Origin of the sequence: Collinsella sp. LCP19S3_B7 (assembly GCF_052121795.1) — a bacterium.
Classification (GTDB): Bacteria; Actinomycetota; Coriobacteriia; order Coriobacteriales; family Coriobacteriaceae; genus Collinsella.
Window position 1 is genome coordinate 87,806 of sequence record NZ_JBQKDO010000005.1, and the last position, 18,899, is coordinate 106,704.

The 18,899-nt window shown below is 57.9% G+C and carries 17 protein-coding genes; 7 read left to right on the forward strand and 10 right to left on the reverse strand.

The features are described 5' to 3' along the window. The first annotated feature begins 409 nt into the window (after positions 1-409). A complete protein-coding gene (locus ACTQW0_RS03590) occupies positions 410-913 on the forward strand; it encodes an EamA family transporter (protein ID WP_441566979.1) in 504 nt (167 codons plus the stop codon). Positions 914-1,242: 329 nt separating this feature from the next. After that, the gene (locus ACTQW0_RS03595) at positions 1,243-1,908 is read left to right on the forward strand and encodes an SAM-dependent methyltransferase (RefSeq protein WP_441562718.1); all 666 of its coding nucleotides are present in this window, start codon (positions 1,243-1,245) and stop codon (positions 1,906-1,908) included. A gap of 83 nt (positions 1,909-1,991) precedes the next feature. Here the strand turns inward: ACTQW0_RS03595 and ACTQW0_RS03600 are convergent, their stop codons facing one another. From ACTQW0_RS03600 to ACTQW0_RS03610, 3 genes are all read right to left on the reverse strand, one after another. Then, positions 1,992-3,296, reverse strand: coding sequence for a chloride channel protein (locus tag ACTQW0_RS03600; protein WP_441032546.1), 1,305 nt, complete (start codon positions 3,294-3,296; stop codon positions 1,992-1,994). A 125-nt stretch (positions 3,297-3,421) separates the two neighbouring features. Next, a complete protein-coding gene (locus tag ACTQW0_RS03605; RefSeq protein WP_427719368.1) occupies positions 3,422-3,955 on the reverse strand; it encodes a TIGR00730 family Rossman fold protein in 534 nt (177 codons plus the stop codon). Between the two features lie 36 nt (positions 3,956-3,991). Further along, on the reverse strand, positions 3,992-4,417 hold the full coding sequence (locus ACTQW0_RS03610) for a potassium channel family protein (RefSeq protein ID WP_441566981.1): 426 nt from the start codon (positions 4,415-4,417) through the stop codon (positions 3,992-3,994). A 257-nt stretch (positions 4,418-4,674) separates the two neighbouring features. Between ACTQW0_RS03610 and ACTQW0_RS03615 the strand changes: the two genes are divergently transcribed. Beyond that, the gene (locus ACTQW0_RS03615; protein WP_154516961.1) at positions 4,675-5,154 is read left to right on the forward strand and encodes a pyridoxamine 5'-phosphate oxidase family protein; all 480 of its coding nucleotides are present in this window, start codon (positions 4,675-4,677) and stop codon (positions 5,152-5,154) included. Positions 5,155-5,250: 96 nt separating this feature from the next. Here ACTQW0_RS03615 and ACTQW0_RS03620 read toward each other — a convergent pair whose 3' ends face one another. Both ACTQW0_RS03620 and tsaA read right to left on the reverse strand, forming a co-directional pair. After that, positions 5,251-6,462 carry a MalY/PatB family protein gene (locus tag ACTQW0_RS03620; protein WP_154516958.1) on the reverse strand — a complete coding sequence of 404 codons (1,212 nt, stop codon included), beginning with the start codon at positions 6,460-6,462 and terminating at the stop codon, positions 5,251-5,253. A 112-nt stretch (positions 6,463-6,574) separates the two neighbouring features. After that, positions 6,575-7,312: a tRNA (N6-threonylcarbamoyladenosine(37)-N6)-methyltransferase TrmO gene (tsaA, locus tag ACTQW0_RS03625; protein ID WP_441566983.1), complete on the reverse strand. Its 738-nt coding sequence runs from the start codon at positions 7,310-7,312 to the stop codon at positions 6,575-6,577. 141 nt (positions 7,313-7,453) lie between these two features. Here tsaA and ACTQW0_RS03630 point away from each other — a divergent pair, with 141 nt between their 5' ends. Both ACTQW0_RS03630 and ACTQW0_RS03635 read left to right on the forward strand, forming a co-directional pair. Next, positions 7,454-8,281 carry a TipAS antibiotic-recognition domain-containing protein gene (locus tag ACTQW0_RS03630; protein WP_427794277.1) on the forward strand — a complete coding sequence of 276 codons (828 nt, stop codon included), beginning with the start codon at positions 7,454-7,456 and terminating at the stop codon, positions 8,279-8,281. Positions 8,282-8,332: 51 nt separating this feature from the next. Beyond that, positions 8,333-8,578 carry a glutaredoxin family protein gene (locus ACTQW0_RS03635; RefSeq protein WP_427794969.1) on the forward strand — a complete coding sequence of 82 codons (246 nt, stop codon included), beginning with the start codon at positions 8,333-8,335 and terminating at the stop codon, positions 8,576-8,578. Positions 8,579-8,836: 258 nt separating this feature from the next. On the opposite strand, the gene ACTQW0_RS03640 is transcribed toward ACTQW0_RS03635, so the two are convergent. Then, positions 8,837-10,831 (reverse strand): InlB B-repeat-containing protein, encoded by a 1,995-nt coding sequence (locus ACTQW0_RS03640; protein WP_441566985.1) that lies wholly within the window; start codon positions 10,829-10,831, stop codon positions 8,837-8,839. 264 nt (positions 10,832-11,095) lie between these two features. After that, a complete protein-coding gene (locus ACTQW0_RS03645) occupies positions 11,096-12,049 on the reverse strand; it encodes a tRNA dihydrouridine synthase (RefSeq protein WP_441566988.1) in 954 nt (317 codons plus the stop codon). Positions 12,050-12,722: 673 nt separating this feature from the next. Between ACTQW0_RS03645 and ACTQW0_RS03650 the strand changes: the two genes are divergently transcribed. Further along, a complete protein-coding gene (locus ACTQW0_RS03650) occupies positions 12,723-13,004 on the forward strand; it encodes a hypothetical protein (protein ID WP_441566990.1) in 282 nt (93 codons plus the stop codon). After that, the gene (locus ACTQW0_RS03655; RefSeq protein WP_441566992.1) at positions 12,980-13,222 is read left to right on the forward strand and encodes a hypothetical protein; all 243 of its coding nucleotides are present in this window, start codon (positions 12,980-12,982) and stop codon (positions 13,220-13,222) included. Before ACTQW0_RS03650 ends, ACTQW0_RS03655 begins: the two co-directional genes overlap by 25 nt. Before the next feature lie 273 nt (positions 13,223-13,495). On the opposite strand, the gene ACTQW0_RS03660 is transcribed toward ACTQW0_RS03655, so the two are convergent. The 3 genes from ACTQW0_RS03660 to guaA form a co-directional block, all read right to left on the reverse strand. Next, positions 13,496-16,750 carry an ABC transporter ATP-binding protein/permease gene (locus ACTQW0_RS03660; RefSeq protein ID WP_441566994.1) on the reverse strand — a complete coding sequence of 1,085 codons (3,255 nt, stop codon included), beginning with the start codon at positions 16,748-16,750 and terminating at the stop codon, positions 13,496-13,498. A gap of 242 nt (positions 16,751-16,992) precedes the next feature. Next, positions 16,993-17,577 carry a DUF5714 domain-containing protein gene (locus ACTQW0_RS03665; protein ID WP_441566996.1) on the reverse strand — a complete coding sequence of 195 codons (585 nt, stop codon included), beginning with the start codon at positions 17,575-17,577 and terminating at the stop codon, positions 16,993-16,995. Between the two features lie 279 nt (positions 17,578-17,856). Further along, a complete protein-coding gene (gene guaA / locus ACTQW0_RS03670) occupies positions 17,857-18,837 on the reverse strand; it encodes a glutamine-hydrolyzing GMP synthase (RefSeq protein ID WP_441566998.1) in 981 nt (326 codons plus the stop codon). Between the last annotated feature and the right edge of the window lie 62 nt (positions 18,838-18,899).

An 18,899-nucleotide genomic window follows, 5' to 3' on the forward strand; every position in this document is an offset into this window, starting at 1 on the left:
CGACGGCTAAAAAAGCTTAGGTGGTACCCCGCATATTTTTTCAATGAAACGAGGCGGCATAGCGTCACCACCGCCCTTCACAGCAGGCCGTCTAGTTCTTGGCAACCAAAAAGACACCGTCAGCATATCGAAGGTGAATACTTTTCCGAGAAGTGAACGAGTAAAAACAGTGCCCTGTAGCATCGACATTTTTAAGGACTCAATTCCTGCGGTTTTTGTCTAAGAATCCTGCAGTTTTGTTCGAAAAAAGTGTGCATGTTCCAGGGGTCCAGATTTACTCGTTCACTTCGCGGAAAACCATTCACCTTCGATTCGAGCCTTAACCAAATGCCCTCTCGAACTATGGCCCCTGTCTCACCACAGCGATATCAAAGCTTCATGGCGGGACGGTATCATCGGACTTAAGCTCGTGGGAACCGCTGTCATCACCCTCGGCACGTTTTTAATGATCGAGAAGAAGCAGTCTGCCGGACCCGAGCGGCAGCAAGACCGGACCTGGCTCGCTTACGCCCTCGGCGCCGCCGTGTTCGCGGCGCTCACGTCCATCCTTGCCAAGGTTGGCATCGAAGGCGTCGAGTCCAACCTGGCCACGGCAATCCGTACCTGCGTGGTACTGGTTATGGCATGGGCAATCGTGGCAGCTAAAGGCAAGATGGGCCAAGCCGTGCACGTAGACCGCTACGAACTCGTATTTCTCGCGGCATCGGGCATTGCGACTGGCGCATCGTGGCTGCTGTGCTACTACGCCATCGCCACAGGCCAGGTGAGCGTCGTGGTGCAGATCGACAAACTATCGATTGTCGTATCGGTACTATTTGCGCACCTGGCATTCAACGAAAAACTCTCACGGCGCAGCGCCATCGGTCTCGTCTTCATCGTCCTGGGCACCGCCGCGCTCGCGATTTGGAAATAGCGCCGATGCCAAGCGAGATCTAGACGCTCGCAAATCCGTGACAAACGGCATATCCCGGCACGCCCGTGACGTTTTACAATATAAACGTCACGGGCCTCGGCTCAGTCTCGATCATCCAAGGGGATGTCTTTTTGGTCATTGTTCTTTAGGGAACGGTCAATCGCATAGAACCACGAAAACGGCCGTCCAACGGCCGTGGTTTGTTGCGCCGTTCCGCCTCCGTCATCTGCCATTTTTGCACCTGATAGGAAAGAACAATGCAAACCCAGGAATCTCAATCCTTCCCAAAAGCAACTAGCTTCGGCGCGACACTCGTACGCTCTAAGATTATGGGCCCTAATCCCCTCAAGCTCTGCGAAGAGCTGCTTCGCGATGTGCATATCCCCTGCGGCGTCCGCGTCTGCGACCTTGGATCGGGCACCGGTATCACCAGCGCCCTACTCGCCCGCGAATACGGGTTTGACACCTACGCTGTCGATCTGTGGAGCGACCCCGTCGAAAACCGTGCGTTCTTCGATTCGCTCGGTATCTCGCGCGACACGATTCACCCTGTTAAGGCAGACGCCTCGCAGGGGCTGCCGTTTGAGCACGACTATTTTGATGCGGTCGTAAGTATCGACTCGTACAACTACTACGGCCGTGACCCACACTATCTGGGTGAGCGCCTACTCCCCTACGTAAAGCAAGGTGGGATGCTCTACTTAAGCATCCCCGGCATGGTTTACGACTGCCACGACAACCTGCCCGTTTGCCTGCTCAAGTCCTGGACACCCGAGCAGCTCGACTATATGCACGACATAGCCTGGTGGCGCGCCATGATCGAGCCGACCCCCGGCGTCGAGATTGTCTCGATGCAGCCTATGCTCTGCACGGATGAAGCATGGAAAGACTGGCTCGCCTGCGACAACGAGCACGCAGCAGGCGACCGCGCTGCCGTTGAAGCCGGTGCGCTCGAATACCTCAACACCATCGCCATTGTGCTGAGGAAGCTCTAAACATTAGCCGCGCGAGGCCGTAAACAAATGGCCTCGCGCGGCTTCTTCAAAACGAGTTCTGAACAAACGCAAAGCGCAATATGCTACTTGCGCAGCGGCTTGGGCAGCGGAATGCCGGCGGCGATGGCTGCGGCGATGATCATGCAGACGATGCCCTTGAGCGGGAAGCACATGAGCAGCAGGCCCACAACCATGACAGGCTGGCGCATGACGGCGCCCATCGTCGATGCCGTGCAGACGGCGACGCAAAAGACCGGATCGGCGCCGGTGAGGATGGCAAGGCCATAGCCCAGGCTTACGCCCGAGAAGATAACCGGGAAGAAGTGACCGCCACGCCAGCCCATATTGATGAGGGCGGGGGTCAGCATAGCCTTGACAAGACCGGTCGCGATAAGCACGCCGGCGGGAATGGTCAGATAGGTTTCCATGAGCACATCGGCCTGGGTCTCGCCGGCAAACATGGTGTAGGGCAGGAGCGTGCCACAGATGGCGAGCGCCAGACCGGCCATCATGGCCTTGACGACAGGACGCTCCCCTATTGCATGGGACAGCGCCTCGCTCGCGTGCTCGGAGACAAAGTACAGCCAACCGCAAACGGTGCCGAGCAACGCCAGCGGAATGAGCCAGGCAAGCTCCAGGTTGCCCACCTCGGCGGACTCGAACCTGGGCATGCCCATGCCGCCGCCCACGAGCTGGCCAAGCAACAGGTAAGTGCCCAGACCGCCGGCAATCGCAATGCCGTAGACCACGGTCTTTTGCGCCTTGGGCAGCTTGATGGTGATCTCGTCGGACGCGGACTCATCGTCGGCATCTTCGCCCTGGCCGTCGGCGCTACCGGCGAGCGGCGCCACAAAGCCAAAGACAGGCGCGGTAAAGAGCGCCGTCAGGGCAGCCTGGGTACCTAGCAGCGTGAGCTCCCTAAACTCGGCGCCAAAGCGACGCATGCGGTCGCCGACCCAGCTGCACAGGCCCGCGATAACGCCGGTCAGGCCGGCCTCCGGTCCAATACTTCCGCCAAACAGCAGCGGCAGCAATGCCGCAAGCGAAAGCTTGCCCAGATTGTCGTACGGGTAGCGCCCATCTTGCTTGACCTTAGCCATCACCTGATTGAGGTTATCGGTCTTGGTGTCTGTCATCTTTTCGTACAGACCGATTAACAGGCCGCCCAGCAGGCAGACAAAAAACGGGTACGGCAGAAAGCCAAACGGGCCGCTGGCGAGCTCGGGCGAAGCGACGCCCAGTGCGTGCGGAATCTCGGTCCATAGATAGTCGATGCCGTGCTCCATCACAAAAAAGAACAGCCAGACCGCGGCACCTGCGAACGCACCGGTCACGGCAACGCTAACTAAAAACAGCGCGCGGTTTGTAGGTTTAGCGAGTTTATCCATCGGGTCCTCCCGCGGTCAAAGTCGACATAGATACGTTTTATTGTAGAGCGAGTGTGGCCCAGACGAGCCAACCGTCTGCGCTGCAAACGGAGCCACCGGGGACCACAGCGGGACAGGCTCAAGGCTTATCCGTTGATAATTGATGCGATTTCGTACAGATCCTCGGCAAAGTAAATGCCTTGCTGGCGCCGTGGGCTTGATAGGCCCTTATCAATCATGTGTCCGAGCAGCGCCTTGAGGTCGTTGTAGTAACCGTCCAGGTTATACAGGATGCATGGAGCACTCAGGTGCCCCAACGACACCGCGGACATAACCTCGGCAATCTCCTCGAGCGTGCCCGTCCCACCGGGAAAGGCAATGAACGCATCGCCGAGCTCGATCATCTTTGCCTTACGCTCCGCCATATCGCTTGTCACGATGAGGTCGTCGATACCGTCATGTTGAAACTCGGCCTCGATAAAAAAGCTCGGCTCCACACCCGTCACGTGCCCGCCGGCATTAAGCACGCTATCGGCGAGCGCGCCCATCAGGCCCGATTTGGATCCGCCGTACACGAGCGCGTGCCCGTTGGCGCCAATCCAGTTGCCCAGCTCCTGCACCGCAGGCAGAAACGCCGGGTCATTGCCGATACTGGCACCCAGATACACGGTGATATTCAAATTCAGTCCCCCTCATCGTGACGCGCGGCGCCCGTTTTAGCGCTGGCGCCGGCGATATTCGCGCACGCGGCGCGACAGATCGGCGAGCTCGTCACGATCGAGCTCTTCCAAATGCTCAAGATCATCCATAAAGCGCGCCATAGTGTCCTTTTGATGCATCTTGATGAGCATATTGCAGTAGCTCACCGCCACGCCCGTGAGCATGGCAATGTAAAAAATGCTGATAACGCTTAGGACGACCGTGATGACACGGGCGACCGGCGTTTCGGCCGGAATGTCGCCAAAGCCGATCGTCGATACGGTCTCAAAGCTAAACCAAAGGCCATCGCCAAACGTAAGAGTTGTTGGCTCAGAGAGCCAAACAGCCATTGAACACAGAAGATAAAAGACGAGAAAAAGGCCCGTGATGCGCACGAAACCGGCTTGACGCAACACATCGGCCAGCGTCTTCAGCTTTTTCATCGAGACCCCCTTTTTTTCAGGACAAGCAATCGCTTTTGGTCGGTATTGTCCCACGCCTCCCCCGCAAACGGAACCAGCCATCGAGAATGCCCCTAGACGACGAGTTGTGAGGGACAATCCTTCCACAACAAAAAAGTGCGTTTCAATCTGCGACAAATAGGATGTTCCCGTCTGCCTCGCAGCCTGAACTAGTATCTTGATATAGACATACCACCCACCGCCGTGCACGCAACACGCGGAAAGAAAGGAAACCCACGATGTTTAGACCTCTTCGTAGAAAGAAGCGTGCTATCACCGATCAAGAGGCACGAGAGCTGCTTGTTAATTGCAAACGCGGCATTTTTGCCGTCAACGGAGACGACGGCTATCCTTACGCCATTCCCGTTAACTACTACTTTGACCCCGAGCACGACAAAATTTACTTTCATGGAGCCAAGGCGGGGCATAAGGTCGATGCACTCAAACGCAGCGACAAAGTCTGCTTTACCGTCTATGGCAACGATTGGTACAAAGACGACGACTGGGCACCCTATGTTCAAAGCACTGTGGTTTTCGGCCGTTGCCGCCTCGTGAACGATGACCCGGCGTTTGTCGAAGACAAAGTCCGACAGTTTGCCCTCAAGTACTATCCTTCTGCCGAAGAGGTCGAAGAGGAGATCAAGCAAAGTATCAGGGGCGTCCAGCTGTATGAAATTACGGTTGAACACCTTTGCGGCAAGCAAATTCAAGAAAAGTAGCAAACGTGGAAAACGCGCTCGCAGCCCTCTGCGCCCTATGCGCCCACGCACGTTGACGACACGGGCGCAAGCCGCAGTACCCGAATCGTGCGACCCCTATACCCCAAAAACGTAACGGTCTAGGCGGTCGCACGCTTCCCTTACGCGCGAAAGCGGCAGCGCCAGATTCACGCGAATGTGGCAGGGCCCATGGAACGGACGTCCATCCTGATACCCCACGCCCACGCGTGCCCCCTCGTCGAGCAACCACTGAATATCACGGCCATGCTCGCGGCACCACTCGGTGCAGTCCAGAAACACCATGTACGTGCCCTGCGGACGCGAATAGGACACGCCCTCAAAATGCTCGTCCACGTAATCGCAGAAGTACTCGATATTGTCGGCAAGCACCTGGTTGAGTTCGTCCACCCACTCGTAGCCCTGCGGTTGGTAGGCACCGATAAGCGCATGCATCGAAAGGACATTCATCTCGTTGTAATGGGTCTTGTTAGACACAGCGCACATGCGGTCGCGCAGCGTCTCGTTGTAGACAATGTGGTAGCTGCCGACCAGACCCGCCAGGTTAAACGTCTTGCTCGGCGCATAGAGGGCAACCGTGCGCATGCGGGCATCCTCGCTCACCGACTGCGTCGGGATGTGCTTGTGTCCCGGCAGAATGATATCGGACCAAATCTCGTCCGAGATCACCACGCAATCGTGCTCGCGATAAATGTCCATGGCGCGCTCGATCTCGTCGCGCTCCCATACGCGGCCGCAGGGATTGTGCGGTGAGCAGAACACTGCGGCATGGATGTGATTTTGGGCGAGTTTGCGCTCCATGTCCTCAAAGTCCATGCGCCACACGCTCTGGTCGTCGAGCTGAAGCGGGCTGTGGACAATGCGATAGCCCGCAGCCTCGATGGACTTGGTGAAGCCGATGTAGGTGGGGCTGTGGACCAACACCGCATCGCCCGGCTGGACATACGCGCGCAGCGTCGACACGACACCGCCCAGCACGCCGTTTTCGTAGCCGATATGCTCAGGCGCCAGGCCCTCGACGCCATTACGGCGGCTCTGCCATTCGATGATGCGGTCGAAGTACTCGGAACGCGGATTGAAGTAACCAAACATGGGGTGCTGGGCGCGCTGAATGATGTGCTCCTGGACCGTAGGCACCGTGGCGAAGTTCATGTCCGCCACCCACATGGGAATGCGGTCGAAGCCCTCGTCGGGTGCGTTCGGAGCCATACCGGGGATCTCACCCCAAGAGTCAACGGCGATGGAGTCCATGCCATGGCGGTCGATGATTGAAGTGAAGTCGTATTTCATGCTGAGCCCCCGTGCAGAGCGGAATGATTCGGTAAGCGTTATTGTCCACCAGCGTAGGCGATTTTGGCATGGGGTTTGGCACTTAATTTGACGGGTGCTGACGAATGGCTGGCTAGTCTCGCACGTCGTTGATGGCGGTTACCGTCAACCTGGCCCCGTCAACCGTAAACGATATGTCGAGTCCGGCGTAAGCCAAGTGGTAAACGCGGTTTGGCTCGTGCTTGCTGCCCGCGCGGCGCGGATCTTGGCGAAGAACCTCGACCAGGCCGGCGAGCTTTGCGGGCGGGACCATGTCTTGAAGCGCTTGCGGGAACTCAACATCGACCTCTTGCCACGGAGCACCCTCAATCCAGCCGCCGGTCGCATCCGGGTGGCAGTCCGCAAACGGGATGTAGGGCTTAATGTCGTAGATGGGCGTGCCGTCACGCAGGTCGGCCCCCAGTACATGGATGATGGGGCCGTCGTCGGTGCGCTCAACGCGGCTGAGCTTGACGCAGGTAAGACCGATGGGATTGGGGCGAAACGGACTCCGCGTCGCAAACACGCCCACGCGCTCGGCTCCGCCCAGACGCGGCGGGCGCACAGTCTTCGACCACTTGACGTTGGTGCCGGACCTGTCCTGCGTCTTGGCATCGGCAGCTATATCCTTAGCCGCGCCGCCGGGCGTTCCGTTTTCGAAGCGCCACAGCAGCCATAGGTGAGAGAAGGAGTCCAGACCCTCAACTGCTGCGTTGGAGGCAAATTCCGGCTCAAAGACGATGCGTCCCTGCAGGTGGGGCGCCAAAAAGCTGTTGCGCGGAATGCCGAACTTCTGCGGCAGGTCGGTATGTATGTGTGCGATAGGTTCCATGCCGGTCATTGTACGGCATGGAGGTGTGGGGTGCGGCGCGCAATTCTTCGCCGCGGTCTCCCTTCGTGCAACCAACGGTTGCTTGGAAGGGCGCCGGCCGCCGCGTATGCTTAAGCCATCAACCAGCAGAAAGGAGTCGCTATGGCCTTTGCAGAAAAGCTCATTGCCATTCGCCGCGCCCATCACCTTACCCAAGAGCAGCTCGCCGCCAAGCTCTTCGTCACACGCCAAGCCGTCAGCCGTTGGGAACGCGGCGAAGTCACCCCGGGCATCGACATGATGAAGCTCATTGCCGCCGTAACCGGAGAACCGCTGTCCCACCTGCTCGAAATGCCCGAGCACTATTGCCAGAGCTGCGGCATGATACTCACACCCGACGACTGCGGCACCGATGCTGTGGGCGCCACGACCGACCATTACTGCAAGTGGTGCTACGACCACGGCCAGTACACCTACGACACCACCATGGAAGCGATGATCGAGGATTGTGCCCCGCGGCTGGCGCAAAACACCGGCATGTCGCTCGACGAAGCCGTCTCGCTCATGGGCGCCGTCCTGCCGCAACTGGAGCGCTGGCGCTCCGTGCAAGAAAACGAGGAGCGCTACGGTGCCGAGGCGCGGGCGCGCTATGGCGACGAGGCGATCGACGCAGCAAACGAAGCACTGCTGGACATGGACCCCGAGACATGGAACGACATGAAGGAACTTGAACGCGCTATTCTGGGCCAGCTTTCGATTGCCATGGGCGACGGCGATGCGGATGGAAGCGAGGCCCGCAAACTTGTCGCGATGCACCGTCGATGGATTGGCCTTAACTGGGGGCACAAGCCCCAAGACGAAGCATACCTGGGCCTCGCCCACGGCTATCTTGCTGACCAGCGCTTTATCGACTACTACGACAAGCCCTGCGGCACCGGAGCCACGGCGTTTCTGGTACAGGCCATCGAGTCGTCGTCAGCTCATGCATAGACCGCGGCGGCTTTGGGTATTTCAATCAAAACCTCAACCGATTGGAGACCTATGGCTACTAAACATGAGCTCACGCTGTACGTTATGACCGGCTGCCCGTATTGCATGAAGGTCAGGCGTTTCCTTGCCGATAACGGTGTGACCATCCCTGAGCGCAACATCTCGACCGACCCCGATGCCGAGCAGACGCTCATCGCCGTCGGCGGAAAACGCCAGGTTCCCTGTCTGTTCATCGACGGCAAGCCGCTCTACGAATCGAGCGACATCATCGCATGGGTACAGGAGAACCTGCTCTAGCACGTGCATTGCAACCGGCCCACCCCAACCCATACGGCACAAACATGTACGTCAGCATCCAAAGTCGACATTTTTCGACATCTTTGGATGCTGGCGTACAGCTTTTTTGCATGGGCCCGGCACAGGTGATTCGTTTTTCTCCGTCCCGAGGGGTCAAACGAAAGGGCGTGGGTGACTCGCTCTAGCCACCCACGCCCTAAATTGAACAAATGCGCTTAGCGATGTAGCTCACCGTAAGCGTGACCTGCCAACCATCAACTACCTATTGGAATTGGCCCTGCGACGAATCGCCTCACCAAAGCCGAGCACCGCAGTGCCAACACCGGCGAGGGCGGCAGTCATCACGGCGCTGCTTTTATCACCGGTCGAAGGGAGTGACTTGGTGCTCTTGGTGCTCTTGGTCTTCTTGGCAATCTCCGTCTTGGGTTTTTCACTCGGCTGAACGGGCTTCTTCGTCCACTTGCCGTAGAGCGTCATCGAACCCGTCAGCGAATCGCCGTCGTTCCACAGGACCGTGCAGCCCTCGTCGGTATACCAACCATCGAACGTCCAACCATCGACAGCCTTCTGCTCCTTGGCGGCATACGCAGAGCCAACCTCAAGGCCCTCATCGGCATCGGGCAACTTTGCCTTCTCGGGGGCTTCGCCGACATACTGGTAGCTGACGCTTACGAGGCCGTGGGCAGCCTTGAAAGCAACCTCGCCCTCGTACTTGCCGGGCTGAGCGAGCGCCGTAAACTTCGGCTCTTTGTGGGCGGACCAGCGAGAGTCCTTCCCGTCAACATACCAGCCGTCAATCGTGTGGTCGCAGTCATCAAGGATCCAGCCAGTGCCAACATTGCCAAAATCAGTGTCGCCAGCACTGGTGCTGTAGATGTCATCGCCGGCGTTCGCGGCGTGGTTGTTGTAGATAACAACCGACGGATCGAGCCTCATAGTGCCCACGTTATAGACGCCGCCGCCCATGTCGGCACCAATGCCGTCCTTGTTGCAGGCGCCAGTGCCGTTATTGGTAATGGTCGCAGAGCCAATGGTCAGGTTGCAAACATCTTGCTCAGTGTAGATACCAGAGCCCGCATTATTTTTGATGGTGACGTTTGCGCCCTTCTCAATCACGCTTGTGTATTGTTTGTTGCCCTGGAAGAAAATGCCGCCGTTCTTCGCGGCGGGTCCCTTTGTACCGTTGCCCTCGACGTCAACCAGGCAAGAAGAATCAACGTTAAGCACGCGAGTCCAGATGCCACTGTACCCGTTGTCATTCGCATAGAGCTTCGAGCCCTTGCTCATGTCGATGCGCCAAGCGGAAATACCCCAGGTGCCGCTGTTATCGAACGTGACTTCGGAGCCGTTCTTGATGGTGTAGTACGTGCCGTTCGAGCCGTTGCCCTTGCTGTTAAGAACCTTGACCGTCGACGAATCGATAGTGGCATAGAACGTGCCCGTAAAGCCAGAGCGGTTGTGGTCGGAGATATAGGTGGAACCACCTTCAATATTCACGTTGTAGCCACCGTCACCACCATCCCACTCAAGAGCGTCCTGGCTGTAGTTCGCAATGGTTAGGTTGGAGCCATTCTTCAGGTTAAGCTTGTTGTTGCTGCCGAAATAAATGGCATGCGTGTTGTCAGCGGTTCCCGCACCGTCCATGGTGAGCGTAGCGCCGTCGAGCGTAAGGGAAGCGCCCTTGCTTGCGCTCACAGACATCCAATTCCACTCGGTGGTATACGGGGTGGAGCGGATGCCGTTCATAGTCACGGTAACGTTCTTGAACGTCAGCGCCTTACCCCAAAGGGCAATGCCCTTGTCGGTGAAGTTCAGCGCGTGGCCATTGCCGTCGATGGTGAGGTCCTTTCTCAGCTCGAGACCAGCGGTCTTGGCATCGGCAAGGAGCTTGATGGTCGCGCCGTCAGTTTTCTTGGCGTCATCAAGCGCTTCATCAAAGGTCTCGTACTGGTGCCCGTTAAACTCTGCGACAGAAGCACCGTTCCTTGCGCCCGCAGAAGCACTTGCGGCAACAGGAGCCGAGGAGGGAGTGGTCGCAGCAGATTCGGCAGAAGAGGCGACAGGCGTGCCAGATTCGTTCGCAGACGCGGCATCGACTTGGGGCTTGGCAACCGTGCTCACCGAAGACGCCTCAACGGCAGGCTCGGAAACAGAAGCAAAACCGTCATCCGCAAAAGCCTGAGGTGCAAGAAAGCAGAGGGATGTCATAAGCCCTGCTGTTACCGCAAGAACGGCATGGGAGCGTTTTTTCATGGAATGCCTTTCCTTTCGTATCGAGCCCGACAGAACGCCGGCACAGCTTTCTTACGCCACTATTCTTATGGCATAAGCGAAATGTTCTTTATGGTATAGCTCAATCTTGTATAGCTCAAGCGTTATCGCATTGCAAACATTTTAAATAGTCATAGCATCATCACATTTTGGCAAGTTTCTTGCACAACTTTTGGTGCCAGTCCCAAGCCTCTGGGAGTTGGCACCAACAAGACGATTTGCTTCCCTCGTCCCCCTACAGATCAGTTATCCGTGGAAACGAGCGGTAGGCGCGAGCGGCTGCTCGCGGAAAACGCGGTCGACGGCGGCGCGGTATTCGTCGACCTTTTTAGTCTTGCGTACGAGTTTGTGAACGGTAGCAGAATCGGCGAAGGCGCATTTAGCGTAGAACCACCACTCCTTCATGCGAAAGACCGCGTTGCCGCCAATCTCTTCTGCATATGCCGCAAACAGCGTGTCGTGGAAGCGCTGCAGTTCGGCTGCCGTGGCAGCAGGGCCGCCCTTGACCATGCGAGCCAGCGCGGGGTTCGCAAGCAGGCCACGCCCCAGCATCACATGGCGTGTACCGGGATAGGCCTCCACCAGCGCATCCATGTCCTCAAGATCAAAAATATCGCCGTTGTATGCCACCGGAAACGGTGCCCGCTCCAACGTCTCGCCATAAAACTCTTTGCGTGGCGAGCCCGTATAGCGATCCTTCTGTACGCGCGGATGCACGATCAGTTCTGCCAGCGGCATGCGACAGTACAGATCGAGCACGCGCTCGTATTCGTCGTCGCTCTCCAGCCCCAGCCTGGTTTTTACCGATACCGGCAACGGCGAGCGCTCGCACACATCACGCAAGAACACCTCGAGCTCATCGAGGTTGCGCAAGAAGCCCGATCCTTTACCCTTGGCAACAACCGTACCCGAGGGGCAGCCAAGGTTGAGATTAACCTCGCGGTAGCCCATGTCGGCGAGCACGCGCGCCGCCCACACAAACTCATCCGCGTTCTTGGACATCAGCTGAGGCACCACGTTAAGCCCTTGGTTGTTAGCCGGATTGATTTCCTTAAACGCCTTGCCGCCAAAGCGGTTGCCCACCCGCGGCGGCGGCAAAAACGGCGTGTAATAGCAGTCGAGCGCACCGAAGCACTCCGCATGCACGCGACGGAACACATGCCCGGTAATCCCCTCCATGGGGGCCAACGATAGAATCATCAACATCTACTCTCAAATCAATGCGGCAAAGGAACCGCCCCTTTGTCACATGCATTATGCCTTGTCCCCGAGGCGGCCCACAAGGCGGAGGCGGTTGCTTGACACCAACCAGCCCTCCGACCGTCCCTGTGCAACGAAGGTGAATGGCGCCCACAAACAGCAAGCAGGGCCGCCCCACAGCAGCTCCCTCACTCGCCACTTTTTCCTTGTCCAAAAGAGGACGTTCGCGATCAAGCGATCACCAACAGCACGCTGCTGACCGCCATGTCTGAACAACAGACACCCTCCACTCACATACTCAAGAGCGTATGCGCATCGCCCTCGAAAAACGATGAGAGTCGAGGCCCCATGCAGCTGCTCACCGAGCAAGAAAAGAAACGCATCCAGCGGTACTGCACATACCCCAAAATCGCAGCGACCGCACTCGTCATGTCGTTCGCAGCATGCCTGTTGATGTTGCCGCTCCAAATGATCAACGATATCGCGTTCCACCAAAAGGAATTCCAACCCGCGGATATATACCGCCATTGCACTCACCGCAATCGAACTCGTCATCTTTTGCTATTGCGCTCTTGCGCCGCGCTTTGGAATGCAGGGCAAACAGTGGAAGGAGCTACAGAGCAGGCTTGCGGTAGCCCAAACCAACAAAGACCGCTCCGCGGAGGTCGCCGGCGTGCTCGCCGCGCAAGATGCCTTGGAACCCGTGTGCAAACGCGTCGCGGCAGACGACCCATATGAGTCGTATCACGACTACGGCTACCGCATTATCGGCTATCTGCGTGATAATGACCTCGGCGCTCAAGCAGCCTATGTCTACCTTTCTTTCGATGCAGATGGCATGCTCACGGACGTCGATTACACCAGTCAGATCGACCCCAAGGCAAGCCTTGCATACAACCTCGCCTGCAGCGAGCAGGATATCGCGACACTATGCGCCCCCCGCTCAACGGGTTAGGCATTTCCGTTGCCACACCGGGCCTCCTCACGCCATGCAGCCTGTCGGATGAATTTAAACAGGCATTTTTAGCCGGATCCCTATATGAAGAAATCAGCATCAAGACGGAGGACGAATCTATCAAGTCGTACTACACCTTTGACACCGAGCCCAAAGAAGAGTTCGACAAGTACACCCATCCGGAAATTAGCCTCATGCTCTCCGCAAAGGAGGACTAGCAACTTACACTCTAATTGACGCTCGCAAACGCCGTCTATATCTCAAGGTCTAATACTTTTCCCGAGAAGTGAACGGCTATATTTGGACCCCCGAAGCATCGACATTTTTAGACGCCAAACCCGCAGGATTTGGCTGGCAAAACCGCAGGAAACCGCCTTCAATAAGTGTCGATGCTTCGGGGGTCCAATTTGACTCGTTCACTTCTCGGGAAAAGTATTAGACCTCGATTTACATGTCACTCAATGTGACAAAGGGACAGTCCCTTTGTCACATTATTCGGAGCGCAGGGCTTCCACGGGGTCTTTCTTGGATGCACTGCGGGCCGGCAGCAGGCCGGCAACGACCGTCAGCAGCACCGAAATTGCAATGAGCGCCAGCGCATCCTGCACGGGCAAGCTCATCAGATTGGGTACCTGTTTAGCAGCAAGCGCCCAGGCATTAACCGGAAAACTCACGAGCACCACAACGACAATGGCAAAGACACCGGCGATGAGGCCCTCGATAAAGGTCTCGGCGTTGAACACGTTTGCCACGTTGCGCTTCGACGCACCGATCGCGCGCAGGATGCCAATCTCCTTTTTGCGCTCCAGCACGCTGATGTAGGTGATGATGCCGATCATGATGGAGCTCACGACCAGGCTGATGCTCACGAACGCGATGAGCACCAAGCTGATGGTATTCACGATATCAGTCACCGAGCCCATGATGATGCCCATGTAGTCGGTGTACGAGATTGCCTGCTCGTCGTGGCCGGCGGCTTTGACCTGCTTGTTGTACGCATCGATATGGTCGAGTACGCGCTCCTTGGCCTCAAAGTCACGCGGGAAAATCTTGACCGAGATGGGATCCGCTTCATCCGCGTAGCCCAACGTGGTCAGATTGTTGTCGTAGGTGAGCTTCGACGCCTTGGCATAGCTCATCATGAGCGAGCTCAGGTCCTCGGCGTCCATGTTGAAGTGGATGGCACGAGCAAAGGCGCTCGCATCCACGCGCATGGCGCTCGCCAGGTTGGCAAAACTCGAAGACATCTGCGTCACCATCTGGTCCATGAGCCCTGCCGCGCCGGCCTTGAGCTGGGTCGACATGGTCGTTGCCACCTGCTCGCTGATCGCCTTCATCACTTGATCCATAGCCTGCTGCAGATACGGAGCCAACTGATTTTGGACATAGTCGGTCATCGCCCGTTGCAGGCGCTCGGCCAGGGCATCGCCGCCGAGCGCCTTGAGCTGCGCCAGGCACTGCTGCGCCACAACATCGTTCTCGAGATACGCCGAGAATGCGGCAGCAAGCTTTGACGCGTCTTTGAGATCTTCGGGTGACAGCGCCCTAAACTGATCAGACTGCAAAAAGCCCTCAAATAGTTGGTTGGCAAGCGTTCCCACCTGTTGCATTTGCTCGGGCGTGAGCTCCAGACCGTCAAAGATGCCCGAGAAATCGGGGGTCGGCGCTTTGGCCATGATGTCGCTTAAGTCGATGTCTTTGCCAACGCCCGAAAGGTCAATATCCAGGCCTGACAAATCAATGCCCGAAAAATCCATGCCACCGGCAGCACCCGAGAGTGCAGACGCATCGAACGAGAACGCGCTCTTGAGCGCCGCCTCGTCCACACTGAACATACTGCCCAGATCCACGCCTTGCTTGGCCTCGCCTTGCAGTTCGTCGAAAGATTTGCCCGTAAAGACATCCGTCTCGGGGTGGGCAAGTTGTTCTTGCACGATCTGCGAATCGGCGGCGCGCTCCATAAGCTGGCGAGTCAACGCATGCGTATAGGCAATGCCCGGAGACAACGCGCTCGCATTGGCCGTCTCGTTAGGTCGCACCACGCCCACAATGTGCACGTCAATACCGTCGGCAACCTTGGCCGTCATAAAGTCGGCGTCGCCAGACATGTCAGTCCACATGCCGGTCTCTTCGTTTTTGCGATAAGCATCGGCCGGCGACAACACCTTAAACGTCGTGGACAGCGCATCGTCGTAAGTAAAGTCGGCGCCGCTCTCAGGCGTCTCAATCTTACCGTCGGCGGCCATGGCACTGTTCACCAGGTCGTTGAGCTCATCGATATCCAGCGCACCGATGCTGTAAAGCGTATAGTCGCCCACCGTTCCACGGCTCGAAAGCACCATTACGGCTTCGTGAGCAGACGTAGGCCAATGGCCGGCGACGACATCGTACTGGCTGTCGAGCAGACTCTGATCGTCGATCATCTCGTTAAAGACCGAGGTCCCCATGGAGTCCATGCTCACCGTTGCCGCCGAGCTCGCACCACCGCTCATGGCCTCGGTCATAGCGTTGGGCACCAGCCGGACAGGCTTCTCATCGCCCTTGCCGGCACGATAGACAACCGGCGTCACGCCGTAACCGTACTGGATGGCGTTGACCTCTTTGTCGATACCGTCGCCGCCGCCGTCAAGCCATGCCTTAAAGCTCGTCATATCGTTGGACTTAACACTTGCGAACATATCCTTTACGGCCGTGACCACGGGAATCTTTTTGGTTCCCTGAGCCTTGCCGTCGGTGCCGTCGTCGGACGAACCCTCGTTCTTGGACGTATCGTCATCCGTGGCCCCCTGTTCGCCCATCATGGACGACAGGTCGTAATCCTGCTTGGAAATGGTAAGCGGGTAGCTCGAAAGCGTGTCCTCCTCGACCTTTTTGATGTAGCCGTTTACGCCATTGGACAGCGCCAAAATCGCCGCGATGCCAATAATGCCAATCGAGCCCGCAAAGGCCGTCATGGCCGTACGGCCCTTCTTGGTCATAAGGTTTCGGGCAGAAAGCCCCAGCGCCGTCACAAAGCTCATCGAGGTTTTGCGCGTAGGCTTGGCCTCGCGGCGCGTGGCGTCAGCGACATCGAAAGGATCAGAATCGTCGGTAATCTTGCCGTCCGCCAGGTTGACGATGCGCGTGGCGTACTCGTACGCCAGATCGGGATTATGCGTGACCATGATAACCAGACGGTCGCGCGCGACGTCCTTGAGCAAGTCCATGACCTGCACGGACGTTGTGGAATCCAAAGCGCCGGTCGGCTCGTCTGCCAACACAATCTCGGGATCATTAATCAGGGCGCGGGCGATGGCCACGCGCTGCATCTGTCCACCCGAAAGCTGACTCGGGCGCTTGTTCACGTGCTCGCCCAGACCAACGGCCTCGAGCGCCTTGCGCGCACGCTGGCGGCGCTCGGCGTGCCCCACGCCCGTAAGCGCAAGCGCCAGCTCCACGTTTTCCAAAATGGTCTGATGCGGAATGAGGTTATAGCTTTGGAACACAAAGCCGATGCGGTTGTTGCGATAGGCATCCCAATCGCGATCGTGAAAGTCCTTGGTCGAAATACCGTCGATCAGCAGGTCACCCGAGTCAAAGTGGTCGAGTCCGCCGATAACGTTGAGCATCGTGGTCTTACCCGAACCCGAGGGCCCCAGAATGGCCACGAACTCGTTATCCCGAAAAGACAGGCTCACGCTGTCGAGCGCCACCTGCGTAAACGACTGCGTAACGTACCTTTTGCAAATTCCTTTGAGCTCCAGCATGGACGGCAACCTCTCCTGCGCAGGCACCTTGCCCGCTCTCCCCCGCCGTTCGTATTCGACGCGTTTGTCCTACTCTATCCCCATTTTTTACCGGCGCCAGTGAGGAATGTAACGAAGCGCTCCAAAAAACGAGCAGGACGGCACATCGCGTGACGTACCATCCCGCGCATACCGCCGATAATGTGACAAAGGAACTGTCACTTTGTCACATCTGCCCAACCCTTATTGGGGCACCCGATTCCCTATTGGATGATAAAGGACGGATGATACGGACACTTTTCGCCCATGCACACTGTATTGGCCGCATAGCTATCGCAGGCCGGCGTCTTCTCCCATGCTTTAAGCTGTGGTCCGCCGAGCGCGTTAAAAAACGAAACGGCCTCACGAATCGCCACGCGCGCGTCTCGCTTGCAGCACCGTGGGCTTCCCGAGCGCGCGATGGCGGCAAGCAGCTCCGAAACCATAAGCTGCCCCTCCTGCCAGCCTTCACTGCGCAGCGGCGCATTGCCGCGCACGATTGCATATGCCATGCCCGCAGACGCAGCTGCCCCGCACACGCCCCAACGGGCACACGTCGCCCCCGGCACGCAATCCGACCGAGACATCAAATCGGCAAGATCGTCTTTGAGCATCGCATCTCGCTCCCCAGATGCTTCGGCGTTGCGCCAGCACGCAAGCAGCACCGCGCCCACAATAAAATGGTGGATGGGGCCAAAAGCCACGCAGCGCTCATCTGCCATAACCTCTTCCAAAAGAGCCGCGGGCGCCACCGACGTACTGGCCATGAGCATCTCAACAATCCAGCTTGTTTGTTCGTCTTTTGCCATGCGGCATCCTCCTCTAAAACAAATTGTGCGCGCACTCCATTATGGCCTTCTTCTGCCCGGAGCGCTCAATGCGAAACAACCTGCTTCGCTCGTGCCACCAACAAGCCCTGCTAGTTCTCGTCGCAAACCAGCCCTGCTCAGGAGCAACACCAGAGGCGATGGCAAGCGCGATGGACAGTGGCAACACCACGACGGCAGCTCTTTTCGAAAAAGAAGGCCCCGCGCAATCGCTCGAGGCCTCCCCATTCATGGAACTATGATCAAAGCAGCCAAAAAAGCTTACTCCCACTCAACGGTGCCGACGGGCTTGGGCGTGAGGTCGTAGCACACGCGGCAGATGCCGGGGACCTCGGCTGTGACGCGAGCGGTAATACGCTTGAGCAGTGCCCAGTCGAGCTCAGGCACCTCGGCGGTCATCACGTCGACGGTGTTGATGCAGCGGATGATGCAGGGCCAGTCGTAGGCGCGCTTGCCCTCGCGCACGCCGGTGGCACGGAAGTCGGGCACCACGGCGAAGTACTGCCAGATGGTCAGACCTGCCTTGTCGATCTCCTCGCGCACGATGGCGTCGGCTTCGCGCAGCGCCTCAAGACGGTCGCGGGTAATGGCACCAAGGCAGCGGACGCCCAGGCCGGGACCGGGGAACGGCTGACGCTCGACCATGTTCTCGGGCAGACCGAGCTCCCGGCCCACGACGCGGACCTCGTCCTTGTACAGCAGCTTGACGGGCTCGCAAAGCTCAAACTGCAGGCCCTCGGGCAGGCCACCCACGTTGTGGTGGGCCTTCACGCCATCCTGGGACTCCAGGATGTCGGGGTAGATGGTTCCCTGGGCGAGGAAGCTGACCTCGTCGCCAACCTTGCGGGCCTCCTCCTCGAACACGCGAATGAACTCGGCGCCGATGATTTTGCGCTTGGCCTCGGGCTCCTCGACGTCCACGAGCTTATCCAAGAAGCGATCGGTCGCGTCCACATAGACCAGGTTGGCGTCCATCTGGTTCTTGAAGACGTCGACGACTTGCTCGCTCTCGCCCTTACGCATCAGGCCGTGGTTCACGTGCACGCAGATAAGCTGCTTGCCGATGGCCTTGATGAGCAGGGCCGCGACAACCGAACTGTCGACACCACCGGAAAGGGCCAGCAGGACCTTCTTGTCGCCGATCTGCTCGCGGATTGCAGCGACCTGCTCATCGATGAACACCTGGGCAAGTTCGGAAGTGGTGATACGCACCATGTCGTCGGGACGCTTGTTGGAATCCATGCAAAGCTCCTTTTCGGTTCGATGGGAATGCGTCACACGTATGCAGACGCACCGTCATATGC

Excerpts from the sequence above, each read along its gene's own strand:
- ACTQW0_RS03615 (WP_154516961.1), top strand. The coding sequence starts at position 4,675 with ATGTTTAGACCTCTTCGTAGAAAGAAGCGTGCTATCACCGATCAAGAG.
- ACTQW0_RS03665 (WP_441566996.1), bottom strand. The coding sequence starts at position 17,577 with ATGGCAAAAGACGAACAAACAAGCTGGATTGTTGAGATGCTCATGGCC.
- ACTQW0_RS03595 (WP_441562718.1), top strand. The coding sequence starts at position 1,243 with ATGGGCCCTAATCCCCTCAAGCTCTGCGAAGAGCTGCTTCGCGATGTG.
- ACTQW0_RS03655 (WP_441566992.1), top strand. The coding sequence starts at position 12,980 with ATGCGCCCCCCGCTCAACGGGTTAGGCATTTCCGTTGCCACACCGGGC.
- ACTQW0_RS03610 (WP_441566981.1), bottom strand. The coding sequence starts at position 4,417 with ATGAAAAAGCTGAAGACGCTGGCCGATGTGTTGCGTCAAGCCGGTTTC.
- ACTQW0_RS03640 (WP_441566985.1), bottom strand. The coding sequence starts at position 10,831 with ATGAAAAAACGCTCCCATGCCGTTCTTGCGGTAACAGCAGGGCTTATG.
- guaA (WP_441566998.1), bottom strand. The coding sequence starts at position 18,837 with ATGGATTCCAACAAGCGTCCCGACGACATGGTGCGTATCACCACTTCC.
- ACTQW0_RS03630 (WP_427794277.1), top strand. The coding sequence starts at position 7,454 with ATGGCCTTTGCAGAAAAGCTCATTGCCATTCGCCGCGCCCATCACCTT.
- ACTQW0_RS03645 (WP_441566988.1), bottom strand. The coding sequence starts at position 12,049 with ATGATTCTATCGTTGGCCCCCATGGAGGGGATTACCGGGCATGTGTTC.
- ACTQW0_RS03635 (WP_427794969.1), top strand. The coding sequence starts at position 8,333 with ATGGCTACTAAACATGAGCTCACGCTGTACGTTATGACCGGCTGCCCG.
- ACTQW0_RS03660 (WP_441566994.1), bottom strand. The coding sequence starts at position 16,750 with ATGCTGGAGCTCAAAGGAATTTGCAAAAGGTACGTTACGCAGTCGTTT.
- tsaA (WP_441566983.1), bottom strand. The coding sequence starts at position 7,312 with ATGGAACCTATCGCACACATACATACCGACCTGCCGCAGAAGTTCGGC.
- ACTQW0_RS03600 (WP_441032546.1), bottom strand. The coding sequence starts at position 3,296 with ATGGATAAACTCGCTAAACCTACAAACCGCGCGCTGTTTTTAGTTAGC.
- ACTQW0_RS03620 (WP_154516958.1), bottom strand. The coding sequence starts at position 6,462 with ATGAAATACGACTTCACTTCAATCATCGACCGCCATGGCATGGACTCC.